The organism is Streptomyces hypolithicus (assembly GCF_052934925.1).
Genome location: NZ_CM128811.1, coordinates 5,718,691 through 5,739,403, shown reverse-complemented (window position 1 = coordinate 5,739,403; position 20,713 = coordinate 5,718,691). Strand labels below are relative to the sequence as shown.

General features: G+C 72.5%; 18 protein-coding genes and 1 pseudogene. 5 read left to right on the top strand and 14 right to left on the bottom strand.

The features are described 5' to 3' along the window. Positions 1–28: 28 nt before the first annotated feature. The 6 genes and pseudogenes from ACU6WZ_RS27070 to ACU6WZ_RS27045 all read right to left on the bottom strand — a co-directional run. On the bottom strand, positions 29–1,861 hold the full coding sequence (locus tag ACU6WZ_RS27070; RefSeq protein WP_447030798.1) for an ABC transporter ATP-binding protein: 1,833 nt from the start codon (positions 1,859–1,861) through the stop codon (positions 29–31). Continuing rightward, complete coding sequence (locus ACU6WZ_RS27065) at positions 1,858–3,597, bottom strand: ABC transporter ATP-binding protein/permease (RefSeq protein ID WP_447030797.1); 1,740 nt, start codon at positions 3,595–3,597, stop codon at positions 1,858–1,860. The genes ACU6WZ_RS27070 and ACU6WZ_RS27065 overlap by 4 nt, the downstream gene beginning before the upstream one ends. Beyond that, entirely contained in the window at positions 3,594–4,973 is a 1,380-nt protein-coding gene (locus tag ACU6WZ_RS27060) for a nitroreductase (RefSeq protein WP_447030796.1), read from the bottom strand. Before ACU6WZ_RS27060 ends, ACU6WZ_RS27065 begins: the two co-directional genes overlap by 4 nt. Positions 4,974–4,984: 11 nt before the next feature. Then, on the bottom strand, positions 4,985–6,373 hold the full coding sequence (locus ACU6WZ_RS27055) for a YcaO-like family protein (protein WP_447030795.1): 1,389 nt from the start codon (positions 6,371–6,373) through the stop codon (positions 4,985–4,987). After that, entirely contained in the window at positions 6,364–7,953 is a 1,590-nt protein-coding gene (locus ACU6WZ_RS27050; protein ID WP_447030794.1) for a CocE/NonD family hydrolase, read from the bottom strand. The genes ACU6WZ_RS27055 and ACU6WZ_RS27050 overlap by 10 nt, the downstream gene beginning before the upstream one ends. Continuing rightward, positions 7,950–8,366 (bottom strand): annotated as a pseudogene (locus ACU6WZ_RS27045) (hypothetical protein); the annotation flags it as partial. The gene ACU6WZ_RS27050 and the pseudogene ACU6WZ_RS27045, both read right to left, overlap by 4 nt. Positions 8,367–8,568: 202 nt before the next feature. Between ACU6WZ_RS27045 and ACU6WZ_RS27040 the strand changes: the two are divergent. After that, positions 8,569–9,912, top strand: coding sequence for an IS4 family transposase (locus ACU6WZ_RS27040; protein WP_447028847.1), 1,344 nt, complete (start codon positions 8,569–8,571; stop codon positions 9,910–9,912). A 136-nt stretch (positions 9,913–10,048) separates the two neighbouring features. Then, a complete protein-coding gene (locus ACU6WZ_RS27035) occupies positions 10,049–10,390 on the top strand; it encodes a hypothetical protein (RefSeq protein ID WP_447030793.1) in 342 nt (113 codons plus the stop codon). A 77-nt stretch (positions 10,391–10,467) separates the two neighbouring features. Here ACU6WZ_RS27035 and amiA read toward each other — a convergent pair whose 3' ends face one another. The 5 genes from amiA to ACU6WZ_RS27010 all read right to left on the bottom strand — a co-directional run bounded on the left by amiA (position 10,468) and on the right by ACU6WZ_RS27010 (position 14,693). Continuing rightward, entirely contained in the window at positions 10,468–10,605 is a 138-nt protein-coding gene (gene amiA / locus ACU6WZ_RS27030) for a streptamidine family RiPP (protein ID WP_447030792.1), read from the bottom strand. Between the two features lie 59 nt (positions 10,606–10,664). After that, positions 10,665–11,489: an ABC transporter ATP-binding protein gene (locus ACU6WZ_RS27025; protein ID WP_447034274.1), complete on the bottom strand. Its 825-nt coding sequence runs from the start codon at positions 11,487–11,489 to the stop codon at positions 10,665–10,667. Between the two features lie 125 nt (positions 11,490–11,614). After that, positions 11,615–12,688: a FecCD family ABC transporter permease gene (locus ACU6WZ_RS27020; RefSeq protein ID WP_447030791.1), complete on the bottom strand. Its 1,074-nt coding sequence runs from the start codon at positions 12,686–12,688 to the stop codon at positions 11,615–11,617. Then, positions 12,685–13,698 carry a FecCD family ABC transporter permease gene (locus ACU6WZ_RS27015; RefSeq protein WP_447030790.1) on the bottom strand — a complete coding sequence of 338 codons (1,014 nt, stop codon included), beginning with the start codon at positions 13,696–13,698 and terminating at the stop codon, positions 12,685–12,687. The genes ACU6WZ_RS27020 and ACU6WZ_RS27015 overlap by 4 nt, the downstream gene beginning before the upstream one ends. Beyond that, positions 13,695–14,693: an ABC transporter substrate-binding protein gene (locus tag ACU6WZ_RS27010; RefSeq protein ID WP_447030789.1), complete on the bottom strand. Its 999-nt coding sequence runs from the start codon at positions 14,691–14,693 to the stop codon at positions 13,695–13,697. Before ACU6WZ_RS27010 ends, ACU6WZ_RS27015 begins: the two co-directional genes overlap by 4 nt. A 97-nt stretch (positions 14,694–14,790) precedes the next feature. On the opposite strand from ACU6WZ_RS27010, the gene ACU6WZ_RS27005 reads away from it, so the two are divergent. Beyond that, positions 14,791–16,038: a YncE family protein gene (locus tag ACU6WZ_RS27005; protein WP_447030788.1), complete on the top strand. Its 1,248-nt coding sequence runs from the start codon at positions 14,791–14,793 to the stop codon at positions 16,036–16,038. A 9-nt stretch (positions 16,039–16,047) separates the two neighbouring features. Here the strand turns inward: ACU6WZ_RS27005 and ACU6WZ_RS27000 are convergent, their stop codons facing one another. The 3 genes from ACU6WZ_RS27000 to ACU6WZ_RS26990 form a co-directional block, all read right to left on the bottom strand. Continuing rightward, positions 16,048–16,761: a class F sortase gene (locus tag ACU6WZ_RS27000; protein WP_447030787.1), complete on the bottom strand. Its 714-nt coding sequence runs from the start codon at positions 16,759–16,761 to the stop codon at positions 16,048–16,050. Positions 16,762–16,805: 44 nt separating this feature from the next. Then, on the bottom strand, positions 16,806–17,627 hold the full coding sequence (locus ACU6WZ_RS26995) for a GVDTG sorting domain-containing protein (RefSeq protein ID WP_447030786.1): 822 nt from the start codon (positions 17,625–17,627) through the stop codon (positions 16,806–16,808). A 179-nt stretch (positions 17,628–17,806) separates the two neighbouring features. Next, positions 17,807–18,484 carry a uracil-DNA glycosylase gene (locus ACU6WZ_RS26990; RefSeq protein ID WP_447030785.1) on the bottom strand — a complete coding sequence of 226 codons (678 nt, stop codon included), beginning with the start codon at positions 18,482–18,484 and terminating at the stop codon, positions 17,807–17,809. Positions 18,485–18,681: 197 nt separating this feature from the next. Here ACU6WZ_RS26990 and ACU6WZ_RS26985 point away from each other — a divergent pair, with 197 nt between their 5' ends. Then, the gene (locus tag ACU6WZ_RS26985) at positions 18,682–19,647 is read left to right on the top strand and encodes an N-acetylglucosamine kinase (protein ID WP_447030784.1); all 966 of its coding nucleotides are present in this window, start codon (positions 18,682–18,684) and stop codon (positions 19,645–19,647) included. A gap of 95 nt (positions 19,648–19,742) precedes the next feature. Next, positions 19,743–20,666 carry a sirohydrochlorin chelatase gene (locus ACU6WZ_RS26980; RefSeq protein WP_447030783.1) on the top strand — a complete coding sequence of 308 codons (924 nt, stop codon included), beginning with the start codon at positions 19,743–19,745 and terminating at the stop codon, positions 20,664–20,666. The last annotated feature ends 47 nt before the right edge of the window (positions 20,667–20,713 follow it).

Here is a 20,713-nt window from a genome sequence, read left to right as displayed (position 1 = left end):
CCGCAGAGCCTTTCGGCGGATCACGCGGCTACGGGGCGCTCGGGTGCTGGTGCGCCTCGCTCGTTCCCCACACAGGCGCTCCGGCGGGCTCGGGGAGCACCACGTCACCCAAGGCGCCTCCCGCGCCTCCCCCGTTGACGAGTTGTTCCCATGTCCCTTCCTGCGCGATACGCCCCGACGCCAGCACCGCGATGCGGTCGGCCCGGCGCATGGTCGCCGGGCGGTGAGCGATCCACAGTGTGGTGCGTGTTGCGCTAGCGGCCGTGAGCGCCGCGCTCAGGTCGGCGTCAGAGGCCGTGTCCAGGTGAGCGGTGGTCTCGTCGAGGATCAGCACGCGGGGGTTGCCCAGCAGCGCACGGGCGAGTGAGATCCGGGCGCGCTGGCCGCCCGAGAGCGTCGTACCGCGTTCGCCGATCCGCAGCTCCAGGCTCTCGGCGAATGCGTCGATTCCGCAGCTGCGTACCACGGCGTCCAGCTCGGCATCGGTCGCTTCCGGCGTACCGAGACGGAGGTTGTCCGCCAGGGTGCCGTGGAAGAGGGGGCTTTCCTGACCGACCACTGCCACCGCACGCCGCATGTCTCCCTCGGCCAGTTCCCGCAGGTCCACAGGGGCCGAGCCGTCGCCCGGCAGGAGCTCCACCTCCCCGTGGGCCGGGTCCCAGAAGCGCGCGAGCAGGTGAGCGCAGGTGGACTTGCCGGCCCCGGACGCTCCCACGAGTGCGACGGTTTCTCCCGCTCGTACGGTGAGATCGAGCCCGTCGAGGACGGTGGAGCCGCCGTAGTCGAAGCGGACGTCGCGCAGCCGTACGCCCAGGGGCCCGTCCGGTACGGCCCTCGGCGAGGCGGGCTCGGGGGCACCCGCCGGCGCCTTGATCGCCGCGCCGACCCTGGCGGCCGCCGCCCGCAGCCCGCCCGCCTGCCCAAGTGATGCGGCGGAGTCGGCCACCGGCGCCAGGGTGCCGAGAGCCAATGCCATGGCAGCCGGAGCCCAGGCGCCGTCGAGCCGCCCGGCGGCGACGGCCACGGCGGCCGTCGCCACGACGCCGGCCACGGCCGCGACCACCAGCCCATCGCGCGCCGCGGCCGCGCCCGCCTCCCACGACTGCTCGGCGCGCTGCGCGTCCGCGAGGTCGGTGCCCGCGGCGGCGAGACGGGTCCGCCTCTCGCGCAGGGCCCCGAAGGCCAGCAGTTCGCGCAGGCCGTCCACCGTCTGCACGGCCTGCGCCGACAGTTCGGCGGCCGCCGTCCGCGTCCTGGCTCCCCGTCCGGTACGACCGCTGCCTTCCAGGAGCGGCGCCGAAACGAGCAGCGCCGCGACGGGAAGCACGGCGAGCAGCAGCTGCGGCTCGACGAAGGCCAGCGCGACTGTGCCCGCCCCGAACACCGCTGCCGATGCGACGATTTGGGCGAGCGCATGGGCGTAGAAGAACTCCAGGGCCTCAACGTCTCCCATGGCGGTCGCAGCCAGATCACCGCTGCGCCGACCGCCGACGCGGGCCGGGGCGCTGCGGGCGAGTCCGTCGAAGACCCGTACCCGCAATGCGGCGAGGACCCGGTAGGCGAGATCGTGCGAGAGGTCCATCTCGCGCCATGTGGCCAGCGCCCTGATGACGACGAGCGCGAGAAGCGCCGACATGGTGGGGCCCGAGGGCGCTGTGCCCTCGATGACTGCGGAGCCAACGGTATGAGCGCCCAGCGTGACCAGAGCCACCAGTGCGGCCTGGTCGACGAGTGCGGCCGCGCAGGTTCGGGCCACCATGATCCTGTGGGCGTCTAGCGCGGACAGCAGCCCCCGCAGGGCTCCGCGCTGCGTGGCATCGAGCCGGGTGGCGTCGCGCTGCGTGGCGTCGAGTGGTTTCATGCCTCGTGTCCCGCTTCCTTGATCCGTCCGGCCTCGACCAGTGAGGCGTAGAGCCCCCCACCGGCCATGAGGGTGTTGTGGTCGCCGACGGCCCGGACCCGGCCACCGTCGAGAACGACGATCCGGTCGGCGTCGCGTACGGAGTCCAGGCGGTGAGCGACGACGAGGCAGGTGCGCCCGCGGGCGGCCAGGGCGAGGGCCTTTCCGATACGGGCTTCCCCCCGTTCGTCGACCGCGCTGGTCGCCTCGTCGAGCACCAGTACGCGCGCATCCGCGAGCAACGCCCTAGCGAGAGCGAGTCGTTGGCGCTGGCCACCCGAGAGCGTGGCACCGCGCTCCCCCACCACGGTCCGGTACCCGTCCGGCATGGCGGCTATCTCGTCGTGGATGCCCGCGGCCCGGGCAGCCCGCCTCAGTTCGTCCCCGGTGGCATCGGGGCGGGCCAGGCGGAGGTTGTCCGCGACGGTGGTGTGAAAGAGGTACGTCTCCTGCGATACGACGGCGATGCCCCGCCGGAGGGATTCGAGGGTGTAGCGGGCCGTGTCCACGCCGTTCACCAGCAACTTGCCCCGCTGGGGGTCGCTGTGGCGCATCAGCAGAGACAGCAGTGTGGACTTTCCCGCACCGGATGGCCCGACCACCGCGGTGGTCCGCCCGGCCTCGGCGGTGAAGCAGACGCCGTCCAGCGCCGGATGCCGGGCGTTCGGGTACTGGAAGGTGACGTCGTCGAACACGAGGTCCGGCGCGTCGGCCCAGTCCGCCTTCTCCCGCCCCTCGTCGGGTACGCCGCCCCGGGCGGTGCGCAGTTCGGCGATGCCGTCCGCGGCCGAGACGCCGAGATAGCCGGCGTGCCATTCCCGGGAGAGGTCGCGCACGGGACGGAAGCACTCCGCGGACAGCATGAGCAGCAGGTAGGTGCCGGTGGCCGTCCCGTGCTGGGAAAGCGCCGAGGCGCAGGCCACCAGCGCCGCGGCCGCCGTCCCGCCCTGGATCGCGAGGTCGGTGAGTCCGGTGTCGACGAGCGAGACGCGGAGTTTCGCGACGGTGGCCCGGTGGAGAGCCGACGAACGGCGTTCCAGGCGCTCACGGGTCCGTCCGACGGCGCCGGCCGCGCGCAGGGCGGCCATGCCCTGCAGTGCTTCGAGGTAGTCGGCGGCCAGCTCTTCGTATGTGTCCCAGTGCTCGCGCCCGCGGCGTGCCAGGACCCGGTCCCACCAACGGGGTGCGAGGAGGGCCAAGAGAAGCGCCGGGACGAGGGCGAGGAGCGCGTAAGGTTCGATGACGCCCACGGCGATCAGCAGCAGTGGCGGAACCACGCAGGTGATCAGAAGTTGCGGCAGGTAACGGGAGACGTACGCGTCCACTCCCTCGACGCCGTCGACGAGCGTGGCGCGGACAGCTCCGACGCGCGCACCGCGCAGGTGTCCCGGGCCGAGTCGGCCGAGTCGTTCCAGCAGCGAGTCGCGCAACTGGATCCGCACCTGTGAACCGGCTCTGACGGCCGTGCGCCGCTGCCACCAGCCGAGCCCCGCGCGGGCGACGACGACGGCGAGCAACGCTCCCATCAGCGCCGGAAGGTCGCCGGTGTCGCCACGGGCGATGGCGGAGAGGGCCACGGCGAGCAGCACCGCCTGGGCGAGGTGGGCGGCGGCCACCGCGCCGAGCAGCGCCGTCGCCCCGAGCAGTGCGCCGCGCGCGGCCCCTGCGGCGCGCGTCAGCTCCGGATGCAGCATCAATGGTGGTCGCCTCTTCCCATGACAAGTCCGTGCACGATCCAGTCCCGGCCGTGCTCATTTCCGATCGCGGCGCCCAGGTCGGCCTGCTGCCAGGACCCGACCGGGCGCGAGCGCAGACCGCGCTCCGTGGCCGCCGACTGGGCCAGGCCGACCCCGAGCCCGGCCGCCAGGTGATCGCGGCGGATGCGGGCCGCGTCCGCGTCCTGCGGGCAGCCGTACGCGAGGAGCACCGCTCCGGCATCGGCGATCCATCCCTGGCCCGCGGCCCAGGCGGCCAGCGTGGGCCGGGCGTCCCCGGACGCGAGCACGCGCAGAGCGGGGCCGCTCTGCGGGTCCTCGCTGTGCACGGCGTCGGCCGGGTCCCCGCTGTACACGGCGTCGGCCTGGCCTGCGCAGTCGGCGGCGCGGCCTTCGGCGGGGGCGAGTTCGAGCAGCGCCGGCTGCTCCCCGCCCAGGGCGACGCACCACTTCGGCCCGGCGGGCCACGCCCGCGCGGCGCGTGCCAGCACGTGGGCCGCTTCGCGGGGCGTGGGCGCACCGCTCAGCGGCCCCGGCGCGCTGCGCCGACGCCTCAGGATCGTGTCGGACACCGCCCGTGGTGTCGGGACCCACTCCCCCGGGCCGCCCGTCGCCACCAGTTCGTTCAGGGCACGCCGGGCCTGCCTCAACGCGGGCGACACGCCGTCGGGGGTGGCCTGCGCCAGCGGTGCCGACCCGAGGCCCCACATCGCCCAGCGCTCCATGGCTCTGCGCGCCGCTCCGGGGTGCGCCCCCAGGGCGACGGCGGCAACAGGGTGTTGCGGCTGCGTCCCGGTCCAGGTCCGCTGCCAGTCGGCGGCAGCGGGCAGGCCCGCGGCCGCGGACAGCAGGTCGCCGTCGGCGTCCAGGCACGCCTGCGCCGCCCCCGCCTGCACCAGCCCCGCGACCGCGTGACCGGCGTCCAGAAGCAATAGCGGCAGCGCGCGATGCCCGTAGTGCGATGCGGTACGCCGGGCGTTGACCGTGAGGACGACGAGGGTGTCCTCGGGAGGGTCCGCGGGGGCGGGACCACGCCGGTGCAGGCGATGGCTCTCCGGATCGTAGGCGTACCGCCCCGGCCACAGCCCGCCCGTCGTGCCGCCGCCGACCAGCAGGTGGGCGTCGACCGGGTGCAGCGCGCCCGCCGAAGGAACCCCGCGCAGCCTGCCGTTGGCGCCGGGCAGCGCGGCGAGAGAAAGTCTCAACAGCCGGTCGATGCCGGGTGCAGCCGCTGTGCGAGGCCGCGTGGTCCACACTGTGCCGCTCGCGGCGGTGGTGCGCGGACCCGGCGGCGCATCCGACCGCGCCAGCGCGAGGGCTGCCCGGGCCGCGCCGGCCGTGGTGGGTGCAGAGGTCACGTCGCTCCCCCTCACATGTGCGGCGGCGGAGTGAGTGTGAAGTCCTGCGGCAGTCGCGGCGGACTCGAGCGCCATCCTCTGGACCACGCAGCCTCGGCGAATCGCGGACTGCCGAAGTACCCGAAGGCCGCAGGGGCGTTGGGTACGAGTCCCGAAACCAGCACCCGCGCCACCCTGAGCGGGGTGGCCGACACGTCCTCGGTCGTCAGATCGAAGGTGATGACGCGGTGCCCGCCGGCCGCGAGCCGGCGGTCCAGGGTATGCCGGCTGCCGGGCGCCACCTGCCCGATACCCACGACTCCGTGCGCAGGGTCGGCGAAGCGTGAGGCCAGTGGGGTGACCCGGTCGTCGAGCCACACCTGCACATGCGCGCCGAGGTCACGTACTGCGCGAAAGTCGGTGCCGCAGTCGTCCAGGTAGCGGCGGTCGGCCCGATGCTTCAGGTACAGCCCCGGAGCGAACATGCCCGCCTCGACGGCCCGGAAGACCCAGCCGTCGGGTTCGACCGCGCCCTGGGTGAAGACCCACGTGTGTACGGCTTCCAGTACGGCTTTGCGGGCCGCTTCGGCCGGGTCGTACCGGCAGGCGAAGCCGGCGGCGTAGATCCGGCGCTGGGGATCGTAGGCGAGTGCGGCCATGCAGGGGGCGAACTCCGAGGGCATCTCGACGATCCAGATGTCCAGGCCGCAGCCGTCGAGGTCGGCCGTCAGCCCGGGCACGCTGGCCGGGTCGATGCCTCGGGTGGGCCCGTCGAGGTGCCACCACAGCTCCAGCGCGTCCCGTTCGACGATTTCCAGCAGCCCGCGCTCCACGGCGTCGTCGAAACCCTGCCCGGTCGCGATGCCCGCGTAGTTCAGGTGGTGCGTGCGCGGCAGGGTGCGCAACACCCCCTGACGCCAGTTGAGATGGGTGAGGGCGACCGGCGCCCAGCATTCCTCGGCGCCCTCATTGCCGCGCGTCCACAGCGCGGGTGTGTCCGCGTGGAACGGCCGGTACGGGAACCCGGGGCGCTCGTACTGCCATGGGGCGTACGCGGGAACATCGCCGGGCCCGTACAGCCGTCGTCCCTCGTGGCGAAGTTCGTCAGCCGTCGCGCGCCGGGGGGCCTCGGCGTGTCCGGGCGGCGGCAGCCGGTTGCCGCAGTACCGCTCGACGGCCTCGGCTATGGCGGCGATGCGCGCACCTGCCGGGTCACCGAACGTCGTACCCAGTGCGACACGGTCAGCGGGCCAGGCGCCGAAGCGCCGGGCATCGGCGACCTCGGCCGTCATGGCGGTGTAGCGCGGCGGCGCACCGGCGGGATGCTCAACCGGTTCCACGCCTCGGATCAGCCCACAGACAGGGTCCACGAGCTCGTCGAGGGAGAGGCCGACGTCATCGATGTGGCTGGTCAACGGCATATCTCCTGTGCGGGGTTGACTCGTGGGGCTCGGTGCACGGCCGGGACGACCGGCAGTGCCAGCGCGCTGCCGTCGAGCGTTACGGACCGGCGGGAGGGGAGCAGGCGAGTCGCGGTGACCGGATCTTCGCCGGAGTGAGGGTTTCGGGCGTGCGCGGGGAAGTGATGTCCGCCGACTTCGAGGCGCAGGCGGTCTCCGGCGGCCAGGCGCCGGGACATGTGACCGAGCGGCACCGAAATGCGGGCTGGCTCACCCCTGCGGCCTGTGCGCCGTACGATGCCGGTCCCCAGGAGGTCCGCGCGGCCTCCCGGATCGAGCACGACGACGCGCACCACCCAGTCGGCGCAGGGTGTGTCCGCCACGGCCGTCAGCCGGGCTTCCGCCTGACCGATGAGGTCGAGCGGTCTGGGCAGCGGCGGCGTGATCAGCAGACACCGGTCGGCAGGGCGGTCCCTGGCGTCGCCACGGCCGTTCGTAGGTACGTTCAGGTGGTCCGACCGTAGGGGGAGTTCGGGGTCTGCCTCGAAGCTCGTCCCGCTGATCGGCCGCAGTTCGGTGCCGAAGCGATACCACGTCGGAGCGGGGTTGTCCCTCACAGCGTTGTCCGTCATACCGTTGTCCGTCACACCGGCCCACCGGCCGCTGCCTCCCAGTGCGGCCACACCGCGCCGGCCGTCGGCGAGCCCGCCGGTGATCGCGGCCCGTGCCCAGTCGACGTAGAGCGCGCCCAGGTTCAACCGGTGTGCCGGCCGGGCCTCCGGCCCCGGTGACGCGGTCAGGGCGTGTCCCCACGGCCCGATCAGCAGCCGGGAGGGGCCGCCCCAGGTGCGCCACAGCTCGACGGTGTCGTCGCGAAACGGGTCGCGCGCACCACCCACCGCCAGCAACGGCATGTCCGCTGCCGCGCCGCGCGCCGGGATACCGCCGTGACGTGTCTCTTTCCACAGCTCGGACCAGGAGGGAAGCGCACGGCCGAGCCGGCGCGGGAAGTCGCGCACGGGAAGGTGTTCGAGAAGACGGGGGTCCACGGCGAGAGCAGCGTCCAGGGCCGCCTCGTCGGACGTCGCACGGTCGCCGTGCGCCGCCCACCAACCCGCCCGGGCCAGCAGCCGTTCCGGGCCCCCTGGTTCGCGTGCGGTCTCCGCGGCGCCGAGGGCGGGCACGGCGGCGATCACAGCGTCCGGCCGGCCGTCGGCCGACGCTCCCAGTGCGGCCGTCAGCGCGCAGTACGCCCCGTAGGAACTCCCGCAGGCGACGACCTGGCCTGTGCACCAGGGCTGTTCGCGTATCCAGCGCACCGTCGCCGCACCGTCTCGCTCTTCGCTCCGGTAGGGGTGCCAGCGCCCGCCCGACGCATGCCGCCCCCGCACGTCCTGGGCCATGGCGGCGAAACCCCGGGAAGCCCAGGCGCGCAGCTCGGCGCCGTGGCGGCGGCGGTCGTACGGCGTGCGGATCAGCACGGAGGAAAAAGGACCGCTTCCGGCGGGCAGACACAGATCCGCCGCGAGCCGGACCCCGTCGGTCGCGCCGTCCGGCACGACCGTCGCGACGCTGCGAACTTCGCTCGCGTTGCTCCTCATCGGGCCGGCCCGAGGGGCGCGACGTCCGGCACGGGAAGCACGGGGTGCTCGCTGATCGTCATCCGACGCAGGTCTACGCGGCGCAGGCGCCGGCGTACGGGCAGAGCGCCCCAGTCGCTGCCCCGCACTCCACCGGCCCATGCGATCAGGTCTGCGGTGAGCAGTCCCGCGATCAGGGCGGCGGACGCCTCGGTGCCCGGCCGGGCGGTCTCCGGCGTACGTCGCCCCTCCCAGTAGGCGGCGAGTTCACGGTGCGCCGGCGTGGCGGCGAGCCGGCGCAGGCGCACGTCCGCGGAGGTGACGTCGCCGGGGGCGGCGGCGAGGGGTTCGAGCCAGGCCTGAAATCCCTCGCGGTGGCAGCGCAGCCAGCCGATGCCCTTCTCCGGCAGACGGTCCGCGGCATCCCACAGTCCAATGCCGGGAAGCTTGGCTTGATCATCTCGTGTGCGGGCGCTGGATGCAGCGAAGCTCCTGTAGAACGAGCGATCTACCACGATCGACTTGTTCGGAACAGGAGCTTCGTTGTCTGGGGAGTCTGGCATAGAGGGGTCGTCGCGTGCGAGCGCGGGACAGACGGGGCAGCTGGGTGTGTTGCGCCAGGTTGTGACACGGCGGATGGTCACGGATGTGCTGGCGGCTTCCGGCCGCGGGGACCGGCGTAGTGACGGCAAACTCTGCGCGGTGACGTGTGTGTTCTTCGTGCTCGCGTTGACGCTGTTCCCGAGAGACGGCTACCGGTCGGTGCTGTCGAAGCTGGCCGGTGGGACGGCGCGGCTGGCCGCGCGGGGCCAGCTGGTCTCCTCCTCGGCGCTGCGGCAGCGCCGCGTCACGCTGGGCCCGGAGCCGTTCCGGTTACTGTTCGAGCGGATCGCCGGGCCGGTCGGCACGGTCGCGATGCCGGGGGTGTTCTGGCGGGGGCTTCGGCTGGCCTCGGTGGACGGCACGTTTCTCGAGGTCGCCGACACCGCGGTGAACGCGGTGTTCGGCCGGACCCGCAATCAGCGGCGGATCGCCGCGTTCCCCCAGGTCCGCCTGGTCGCGCTGATCGAGTGCGGGACCCGGGCGCTGCTCGGGGTGGCGTTCGACATCCGCCGGGTCTGTGAGCAGGACCTGACACGGCGCCTGCTGGACCGGATGCGCCCCGGGATGCTGGTCCTGGCCGACCGGGGATTCCCGGGCTGGCTGCTGTGGGTCGATGCCGCCGCCGGCGGGGCGGATCTGTTGTGGCGGATCTCGGCGGCGGTGCGGCTGGTCCCCGACGAGGTCCTGCCCGACGGCTCCTGGCTCGCGACCCGGCACGCGCACAAGAACATCACGAAAGCCCTGGCGGGGCGGCCCCGGTCGGTACGGATCCGGGTGATCGAGATGGTGGTCGTCATCGAGGCCGCCGACGGGTCACGACGCCATGAGCCCTACCGGCTCATCACCACCTTGCTCGACCCTGCGGCCTTCCCCGCCGGTGAACTGGCCGCACTGTATTCCCAGCGGTGGGAATCCGAGCTCGAATTCCGGGACTTGAAGATCACTCAGCGCGGGGCACGCGCCGTCCTGAGATCGAAGACACCCGCGCTGGTCAACCAGGAGATCTGGGCGTATCTCGTCACCCACCAGGCGATCCGCCGCACGATCAGTTCCACCGCCGCCGGCCACGGGCTCGATGCCGACCGGCTCTCCTTCACTGTCGCCCTGACCGTCGCCCGGGACACCGTGATCCGCACCACGGCGCGGATCGGCACCCACCTCGCCGAGATGACCACGTCGCTGCTGGCGAACCTGCGATCGGCCGAGCGACGCCTGCGGGTCTGCCCCCGGACCGTGAAACGCCCCAGCTCCATCTTCCCCTCGAAACCCGCCGGGCCGGCCAGCCGCAGCACAAAAATCACCGGATACGGGATCGAAATCATCCCACTCGACACAACCCCGCCGACCACCGCGGAGCCCGACAGCCACACGAGATGATCAAGCCAAGCTTCCCGGCATTGTCCCACAGTCCGGCGGGCACCGGGGAGTCGAGGCACCAGACCACGACCGACCCTGCTGCGTGCGGCAGTTCGGCGCCCTGCCGAGCCAGCGCGGCGACAGCGTCGGAATCAACGTGCCTGACGTCGGCGCCTTCGGCGGCGGCGCGGCGCACCAGGGGCGCCGTAAGGGACTCTTCGCCGACGACGAAGACGGCTCGTCCCTCCAGCGGCCGGGCTTCAGCACCGCCCGCGTATCCGGCTTCCCGGAACACCCGCACCAGTTCCTCCAGCGCCTGGCTTCCCTCGTCCCCGCCGTCGAACCTCGCCATCAGGTCTTCGGGCGCCACCTCACCCGTGTCGACGCGCAGGAACTCTCCGCTCTGCGTACGCACCGCGACACCCGCGCCCGGCACGGACACGATCTCCACACCCGGCGCAAGTCGGCTGACAGTCACGGTCACTTGAGGAACTCCTGAGGTAAGAGGCTGCCGCTGAGAGGCTGGAAAGAGGAAGCGGGCCCGCCCCACCAGTGGGCGGGCCCGCTCGGTCGGCCCTACTTGCTGTCGTCGGTGGTGACGTCAGCGGCGTCGTCGTCGAAGGGGTTCTCGACGAGGGCGTTGGAGTGGGTCGCCGACAGGTGGGCCAGCTGACCCTGCTCGGCGATCGGGCGGAACACCTTGTTCTGCTCCATTGAGGAGTCTCCATTCGCTTGGGGAACCGCGGCGCCCGTTCGGCGCCGCAGCACCCACATTAATGAATATGATTATCGTTTCGCAATAGGGCCCACGGTAGCTTCTCGGTCGGCAGAGGGTGATCTGGGTAACACACCGGCCACCCGCCCTGCGGGTCCCTGCCCACCCGCCCCGCGACACCGAGTACTTCGGCGAGCAGCTCACGGGTGACGACACGGTCGGGCGGACCGTCCGCGGCCACACGTCCCGAACGCAGCGCGACAATGCGGTCGGCGAACCGTGCCGCGTGACCGAGGTCGTGCAACACCATCACCACCGTCAACGACCGCTCCTCACGCAGCCGCACCACGGTCTGCATCACCTCCAGCTGGTGGCGCAGATCGAGGTAGGTGGTGGGTTCGTCCAGAAGCAGCACGTGGGTGTCCTGCGCGAGAGACATGGCCAGCCGCACACGCTGGCGCTCCCCGCCCGAAAGCGAATCGACCATCCGGTCCGACCAGTCGCTCACCCCGACATCGGCCAGGGCCCGTGCGCACACGTCGTCGTCGCCGTCCCTGAGCATGCCGAGAGGGCCCCGGGCCGCGTAACGCCCCTGCTTCACCAGCTGGCGTACCGTCATACCGGGTACGGCGGGCGAGGACTGATGGAGCAGCGCTACGCGACGCGCGGTGGCCCGCCGGGAGAGCCGCCCGAGGTCGTCACCGTCCACCAGCACGCTGCCGGCCGAGGGCCGCAGCAAACCGGCGACGAGTCGCAGCAGGGTGCTCTTGCCGCACCCGTTGAGTCCGACGAGGGCCACCAACTCACCGGTGGCCACCCGTAGATCGACGCCCGAGAGGACCGTCCGCCCCGGATAGTCGAAGCCGACCGCGTCCACGACGATCGCATCGCCCGCGGGCCGAGGGGCGCCGCCCGCGACGCCGCCGGCCGGCGCCTGCGCCGCTGCCGCCCGTGAGATCTGTGCAGGGGTCAACGTTCCTCCAAAATGCCGGGTGAAAGCCGCACGGCTCACCGCTCTTGCGATCCGTGGCGCCGCGCCACGACGAGCAGGAGCCCGGCGCCCACACAGGTCGTCAGCGCTCCTACCGGTACGGTCAGCCGTTCGGCTCCCAGCCCCTCCACCAGCAGCCGGGAGAGCAGCTGCGCAGCCGCATCGGCCCCGCACACCACGCTCGCGCCGATCAGCGCGGCCCCGGGCAGCGTGGTCCGAAGATCCGCGCCGAACACCGCGAGCGCCAAATGTGGCACCAGCAGTCCTACGAAGCCGAGCGCGCCCACCGCCGAGACGGCGCCCGCGGTCAGTGCGACCGCGCACACGAGCGCCGCCGCGCGCGCCCGACCGACCGCCAGCCCCGCCGCCGTGGCCTGCTCGTCGCCACAGCGCAGCAACGTCAGCGGCGCGGCCAACGAGCAGGCCCCGACGGCCCATACGAGCGCCCACGGCCACAGCAGCGCCCAGTGCTCCCACACCCGCCCCTCGGTCGACCCGATCAGCCACTGGACGACGCTGCCCAGTTGCCCCGGTGCGACGAGCAGCACCATCGCGGTGAGTCCGGCCAGTACGGCGGAGACGAGCACCCCGTACACAGCCGTCTGCTCCGGGTCGCCCTGGTGGCGTCCGGCGAGCAGCCACAGCAGTCCCGCTCCGACGAAACCGCCCACGCACGCGGCGACGACCACCGCGGCCGGGGAGTCCCCTCCGGCCAGGCCGAGGCCGGTCGCGGTGACGGCTCCGAGCACCGCTCCGGGCGTGACCCCCGTGACTTCCGGCCCCGCCAGGGGGTTGCGCAGCGCCGACTGCAGGAGCAGCCCGGCGAGACCGAGGCTCGCGCCGGCGCCGAGAGCGACCAGTGTCCGGGGCACGCGCAGGTGCAGCACGATGTGCCGGGCCGTCGGGTCACCGCCTCCGGCCAGTACGTCCCATACGCCACCTGCGCGTGGGCTTCGGCCGGCGAACAGGCCGGCGCAGGCAACGGCCGCCACGAGCGCCACCAGCAGGGCGAGTTTCACCCGCGCCTGGGGGGTGCGCGTCCTGCGCGGACCTTCGGGAGCCCGCTCCCGTACGGCTGTCGCGGCGCTCATCGGGCACCTCCGCGAGAGGACGCGCCCGCGACGCCGGGCTCCGTACGAGTGCGGCCGAGTCTCAGCAGCACGACGCCCGCCGGAACCCCGAGCAGCGCCGTCCACGCGCCCACCGGTGTCTCGACCGGCGCGAGCGCCAGTCGGGCCGGCTGGTCGGCGCACAGGACGATCAGCGCACCCCAGATCGCCGACCAGGGCAGCCAGCTGAGCGCGTCCGCCTCCGGCCGCAGCCGTCGCGCCAGCTGCGGCGCCAGGAATCCCACCCAGGCGACCGGTCCGCAGACGGCGACGACCGGCGCGATCAGCACAACAGCGATGGCCAGAGCCCCGAGACGGGCCTGGCGGACCCGTACGCCCATGGCACGTGCGTCGTCGTCTCCGAGTCGCAGCACCCCGAGCACCGGAGCGCACAGCACCAGCGCCGGCGCGGCGACGAGCAGCCACGGCCACAGCCCCGCCACGTCGTCCCAGGTGCGGGCCGTGAGACTGCCCAGCAGGTAGCGGTAGATCAGCTGCAGATCGAGCTGGTCGGCGAGCACCATCAGCACCAGCAGACCGGCCTGCAGAGCCGCCGACACGGCCGCTCCCGTCAGGAGGACGGCAGCCGGGCTGCGTCCGAATCCGGCGGCCAGGAGGGTGAGTACGCCACCGAGCACTGCTCCGCCCAGAGCCAGCAGCGGTTCCACCACCGCGGGCACCGACAGCGAAAGCACGAGCGGCGCCGCGACCCCGAGGGCGGCACCGGAGGACACACCGATCATCTCGGGCACCGCGAGCGCGTTGCGCAGCGACTCCTGGAGGACCAGGCCGGCCGCGCCCAGGCAGGCTCCTGCCGCCAGTGCGAGCACCAGCCGCGGAAGCCGGAGTTCGGTGAGGATCACACCCTCGAGGCCGTCGGCGCCCAGCGCCGCGGGAATTCGGTGCGGTGGCACGTACGGTGTCCCGAGGCACAGCGCGACACCGGCGGCGACCGCCAGGACGGCTGCGGCGCCGACCAGTTGGCGTATCACCGCAGGGCGGCCGTCGCCTCGTCGAGGACGAGACCGAGCGAACGGGTGCCGCGCCCCTTGGCCCAGACCTCGGAGTCGACTTCGAAGACCTTGCCGTTCTTCACTGCCGGAATCTGCGCCCAGAGCGGGTTCTTGGCCAGCTTCTCGGAGAGCTTCCCGTCCGGCGCCCCGAACGAGAGCGTCTCGACGAAGAGAACGTCGACGTCGCGGCTGAGGATCTCCTCGATGCTGTAACTGCCCTCGACTCCGCGCCCCTTCCACGGGTAGGAGGAGATCTTCGGGAAGAGCCCGGCGGCCACGTCGTTCTTGGGGGTGGCGACTCCGAAGTTCTCGTCGCTGCCGAAGATGATCAGGGCGGTCTTGTCGCTCTTCTTCCGCTCCGCCCGCGCGAGCTTGGTGCGCAAGCGCTTCTCCGCCGCTTCCGCCTGCTGCGTACGGCCGGTCAGCGCCGCCAGGTCGCGCAGGTAGCCGACGCTGTCCTGCCACGTGGACGGCTGGACCGGCCAGAAAGTGGTCGCACCCTTGAGAGCGGGAGCGAGCTTGCCGTGCGTGTCCTGCAGGCCGATCACCAGGTCGGACTTGTGCGAGAGGACCGCCTCGATCTCGGGGCTGAGGAAGCCACCGGGGACCACGGGGATCTTCGCCGCCTGCTTCTCGCCCAGGAACTTCGGGTGGGCGAGAAGTGCGGAATTGGTGGCGGCCGGCGTCATTCCGAGCTCGGCGAGCATGTCGTCGCACAGCGCGACCAGACAGACGACCCGCTTCGGCGGCGTCTTGGCGGTGATGGTGACGCCCCGGGTATCGGTGATCGAGGCCGAGGCCTTGACGGGCTCCACATCCACCGTGGTCTTCGATCCGGCCCCGTCGACCCCACCGCCCTCGGCCCCACCGCCCTTGCCGGACGTGCTCTCTCCGGCTCCGCCGCATCCCACCAGAACGGCCCCCATGACGACGGCCGCCGCCCACCGCCGGATTGTTCTCACTGCGCGTGACATCACGTGCCTCTGTTCTTCTCGATGTTCAGGATTCAGACATGATAATCATTGTCATCAGAGTTTTTGTCCAGCCCGCACAGCCCCCGGAGGGCCGACCATGCCTCTCGGACCGCGACTGATCGTCGCCGACCAAGTAGCCGGAAATATTCGCGTAATGGACCCGTTCGACGGACGTACGACCGCACAACTCGACGGGCGTCATCTCGCGGAGCACGCAGGATTCCTCGCCCTGCCCGGGAGCCGCGTCGCCTTCGTCGACGACCGGGCCGGCGAACTCCTGGTTCTCGATCCCTACGGGCCTGAGCAGGGACGCCCGGTCGTCGAGAAGCGTGTGCCGGTGGCCGTGCCCGCGGAGCATCTGGCCGCCGACCCCTCGGGGCGGCGTATCGCCATCACCACCGGTCTCGGCCGCAACTGGTCTGCCTGGAGTGATCAGATGACGGTCGTGGACCTGGCGGCGGGAGACGGCACCGGGGCGGTACGTGTGCGCACCCGCGTGGGAGAACCGGGCGTCACCTTCAGCGGCTCCGCCGACGACCCGATGGTCGTGCTGCGCCACCGGGAGCCCGGTGAGCTGGCCGCCTACCGGCATACCGCGCTGATCGCGGCCGGCCCGTCATGTCCGCCGGCCGAACCGGCGTGCGTACTGACCCTGCCGGACGACGACGGTCACGGCGACGCGTACGACCCTCTGACGGGCTGGGTGTTCGCCGCCGCGGGCTCCGGGGTGCACAGAGCCCGCCACGACGGCGAGGCCCTCAAGTACGGAGAAAAACTGCCCTGGGCGGCCGGCCGGCGCAGCGGCGGGCGCGGCTATTACCTGCGCCTCGACCCGGGACGCCGCACACTCTGGTCCTGCGTACGCGGCGGCCCCGGCGCTTCTGAGCGCTGGCCGGAGTGGAGCAACGACGCATGGTGGCACCATCTCGACACGGGCCTCGGGGGCCGCCTGGATCTCGGCCCCGGCCTGGTCTTCCGGCTGGCCGTGGCGGCCGGGCATGTCGCCTTCGCCCGGGTACATCCGGAGGGCGACGAACTGGTCCTCATCTCCACCGGATCGCCGGCGCCTTCGGTGACCGCCCGGCTGCCGCTGCCCCCGATGGCGGGCGCCCCACGCCGGGGCGGCACCCCCTGGGACGGTGTGCAGCGACGGGCCGTCGCGGCCTCGCCCGGTGCCTCACTGATCGCCGTCTCGCGCGGCGGGCACGGCGAGGTGTACGTCTTCGACGCGGCGTCGGCCCGGCAGACAGCGCTCGTCACCGTGCCGACGCCGCTCGACGACGGTGGGCATCTCGCGCTCGTCTGCCAGGACGACGGGTCCCATCTGGATCCGGTCGGCCGCTGAACTCCTTTGTCAGGTACGGCTACCGGTGAGGGTGGCGTAGACGATGACATTGTCGGCGTACCGGCTGTCCGCCTCGGAGTACGAGCCGCCGCAGGTGATCAGGCGCAGCCCGGCGTGGTCGAGGTTGCGGTACACCTCGACGGTGGGGAATTCGTTCTTCGGGTACTGCGCCACCTTGTCCACCGTGAACTCGGCGGTGCGCCCGTCCTGGCGCTCGACCTCGATCCGGTCACCGACCCGGAGGGTGGCGAGCTTGAAGAACACGGCGGGCTCACCGTCCCAGGTGACGTGCCCGGCGATCACCGAAGGCCCCTCGGCACCGGGCGCCGGACCGGGCCGGTACCAGCCGGCCTTGTCCGGGTCACGCGGGGTCTGCATCGCGCGGCTCTTGTCCAGGCCAAGCTCCTCGAGAGTGGAGGAGACCTTCAGCGAAGGGACACTGACCCGCACCGGCTTCGAGGCCGGCAGGGCGTCGGCCCGGTCCTCGCGCGGTGCGGCCGGCGGGGCCGCTGGCCGCTGCGAAGCCGCGCTGCCGGCCGCACCGTTGGGGTTTTTGGGCGTGCTCTGGCCGGAGACGCCCGGCGGGGCGGGCTCCTGGCGACCGACGCCGACGGCCAGGAAGAGCCCGCCCGACAGCAGCAGGACCGGGATCACCACCATCAGTGCGCGACGGCGCGGGCCCCTCGGCTCCCGGCGGGCGGGCGGCGGTTGCGGATTGTTCATCGGTTCACCCCTCCCAGTCCTTACTGCCTGCCCGTACGGGTTGGTCAGCTGTTCCGGTGTGCGGCGGCGGGAGTGCTCCGGCGCCGTACGAGGAAGAGGCCACCAGCAGCCAGGACTGCTGCGGCGCCGCCGGCAATGAGGCCGGGCGACTCGACGCCCGTGGTGGTGCCGGAACCGGTCTCGACGCCGCCGACCGGCATGGAACCGACCGCGGCGCCCTTGACCATGCCGCAGTTGGCGGGTGCGGTGGCTTCCTGGGGCAGCTTCGGATCGAGGTCGCTCTTGCCCTTGCCGAAGTCGTACTTGCCGTCGTCGTTGGCGTCGATGCCGTGCTGCACGATGTGCAGGTCCTTGATGTGGTCGGCCACCTTCTGCGAGACCTCGATCGTCCGCGAGTAGGCCACCTTGCCGTCCTTGCCCGCGACCGGCATCCGGTCGACGGCGAGCCCGCTGTCCTTGGACGTGTCGCCCTTGGTGGTGAGCGAGATGTTGATGTCGCCGTACGCCGGGAGGCCTTCTGTCGTGTTGACGATGCCGTCGCCGTCCTTGTCGGCGCTCGCATCCGGGCAGTGGAAGTCGTGCCCGTCGGTGGAGCCGTGGATGTGCTGGGCGTGCGGCTGGCCGGGCACCAGCCCCTCGGACTCGATCTTCACCGTCAGCTTGGTTCCGTCCACGCTCACCAGCGCGGTGCCACTGGCGCCGGAGTTGTTCAGCTGCTGGAGATCGATCTGGTAGGCGCTGTTGTCCGGTGACTTCGCTGCGGCTCCGTGACCGTTGTGCGCGAAGGACGGTGCGGCCACGCCAAGCGTGAGAGCGGCCGGCAGAGCGAGAACTGCCGTGAGGCGAGCGGTGCGCTGAGCTATCACTACGATGCATCCCCTTCCGAGCGGACACCGGCCGAACACCGGTGCCGCGTTGGGCACTCGTGTCACAAGTGCATTCGACACGGAGGGCCGGAAGGATTGGTCTCCTCTGACGGCGGGTCTGTCTCAGTGCTCAGCAAGGGAGTTCGTCAGGTGGCTGGCGGCTCGTCGTTGGACACGCTTCACGGCAGTCGCCAGTCGACGGGTTGGGCACCTTGACGCACCAGCAGGTCGTTGGCGCGGCTGAAGGGGCGCGACCCGAAGAAACCACGGTCCGCGGACATGGGCGAGGGGTGGGCGGACTCGATGGCCGGGAAGTCGTGGAGGAAGGGGCGCAGGTTACGGGCGTCACGCCCCCACAGCACCGACACCAGGGGCTTCCCGCGCGTGGCCAGGGCGCGGATCGCCTGCTCGGTCACTTCCTCCCAGCCCTTGCCCCGGTGAGCCGCAGGCTTGCGCGGCGCCGTGGTGAGCGCCCGGTTCAGCAACAGCACGCCCTGCCGGGTCCAGGGCGTCAGGTCACCGTTGGAGGGCCTGGGCATCCCGAGGTCGGCGTGCAGCTCCCGGAAGATGTTCTCCAGGCTGCCCGGCAGGGTGCGTACGTCGGGCGCGACCGCGAAACTGTGCCCGATCGCCATGCCCGGCGTGGGATAGGGATCCTGACCCACAATCAGGACTCGTACCTCGTCGAAGGGCTGCTGGAAGGCGCGCAGGACGTTCGGTCCTGCGGGCAGATAGGTACGGCCGGCCGCGATCTCCGCACGCAGGAAGTCGCCCATGGCGGCGACGCGTCCGGCGACGGGGCGCAGGGCTTCCGCCCAGCCGGGCTCGACAAGTTCGTTCAACGGTAGTGCTGCCACGGCGCGTCACTCTACCGGCGTACGGAGGGCCCATACGAGTCCGTCGCCCCGGACGCCGCCCCGGACGTGCGGGGCGACGGATAGGCTGCCTGCGTCACTCCTTACTCTCCCCGGAGCCGGTCCATGAGGTCACGCAGGCGTTCGCCGGACAGCAGCGGTCCCCCCGGGGGCGCGCAGCCGGGGACCCGGGGGCGGCCGTGACGTCCTGGGTGCTGGGCGTCGACTCCGGCGGCTCAGGCCTGCGGGTGGCGCTCGCGGACGCCTCGGTGGGCGAACCCGCGCGGATCGCTGGGTCCCGGGAACCGGTACGTACGGGCCCGGCCGGCATCGACGCCACGCATCTCCTCGGCCAACTGCTGCCCATGGCCCGCACGCTCCTCGACGGAGCCCAGGTGCAAGCCGTGGCGATCGGCGCGGCCGGAATGGCGACCCTCGGGGACGATCTGCGCGCCCGGCTGCCCATGGCGCTGGCCGAGACCCTCGGCGTACGCCGGCTCGCGCTGGCAGCCGACGCCGTCACCGCGTACGCCGGGGCGCTGGGGCTGCGCGCGGGCGCGGTGGTCGCGGCCGGGACCGGGATGATCGCGCTCGGCACCGATCTGTCCGCCTGGCGCAGGGCCGACGGCTGGGGGCATCTGCTGGGCGACTGCGGCGGCGGCGCCTGGATCGGCCGGGCCGGGCTCGAAGCGGCCATGCGCGCCCACGACGGCCGCCGCGGCGGCTCCCCCGCGCTGCTCGCCCGCGCGGAAGCGGTGTTCGGGCCCGCTCCCGAACTGCCGGGGCTGCTCTACCCCCGTACCGACCGCCCCGCCGTGCTCGCCTCGTTCGCGCCGGAGGTGGCCGGATGCGCGACGGCCGACCCGGTGGCCGCGGCCATCGTCAGGGAGGCGGCCGGGCACATCGCCGACGCCGCCTTCGCCGTCTGCCCACCGCCCGGGGAGTGCGAAGTCGCGCTCACCGGCGGCCTGTTCAAGATCGGCGACCCCTTGCTCGTACCACTGCGCGGCGATCTCGCCGAGCGGCTGCCGCACGCGCGCGTGGTGGTGGCGGCGGGAGATCCGCTGGCCGGAGCCGTGCGCGTCGCCGCGTCGCTCGCCGTCGGCGGACTGCGGCTGCCGGTCGACGGGCGCCTGCTGCACGTGCCGACAGAGCAGGGCAGTTGACCCCAAAGCGACTCGCGGGATGAATCCGGACAGACACCGCTCGAATGCCCCCTCCCCGAACAGCGGAGCGCACAAACCCAGTAGCATGCGGCGCCATGAGCTCCCCCACTGGGCCCGCATCCGGCCTGCCTGTACGAATGCCGCGACCCCGCCAGCCCGGACGGCACCGCCGGCCGGAACCCGTGGTGGCGCCCGAGGGCGCGCCCGCTTTTGTCCTCGCCGTCCCCGGCACTCCGGGCAGCGCTTCGCGCGGTCTGGCGGAGGAAGCAATCAGCATCGCCCGTTCCGAGCTGCCCGGTCTCGATGCCAGGATCGGCTACCTCGACGGCGACGGCACCGAGTACCCCACGCTCGAAGCGGTGCTCGCGCACACCGCCGCCGAGCGCACCGCCCGCTACGAGCAGGCGCTCGCCGCTGGCCGCGAGGTCTCCGCGCCGCAGGGCCCGGTCGCCGTGGTGGTGCCGCTGCTGGCCGGCCCCGAGACCGCCCTGATGCGCCGGATACGGCAGGCCGTCATGGACAGCCGTGCCGCGGCCGAGCTGACCGAGGTCCTCGGTCCGCACCCGCTGCTCGCCGAGGCGCTGCACGTGCGCCTGTCCGAGGCCGGTCTGGCCCGCGCCGACCGCGCCAGGCTGTTCACGGTCGCGACCGCGGCCGACGGCATCATCCTGGCCACTGTGGGCGGTGACGAGGCCGTGCAGGCCGCCGGGATCACGGGCATGCTGCTGGCCGCGCGCCTCGCCGTACCGGTGATCGCTGCCGCGCTCGACGAGGAAGGCTCGGTGGCCGCCGTCGCGGAGCAGCTGCGCGGTTCCGGATCGGTCCAGCTCGCGCTGGCGCCGTACGTGATCGGTCCGGAGGTGCCCGACAGCCTGCTGGACGCCGCCGTGAAGGAGGCGGACTGCGCGACCGCCGAGCCGCTGGGCGCCTACCCGGCGATCGGCAAGCTCGCTCTGTCGCACTACACGACGGCGCTGGGCATCGCGCCGCAGCAGGCACAGGGCGCGCCCGCCCACTGATCGAAGCCCGTCCTCCCCACCGCACGCCGACCGTGGTGGGAAAGCGG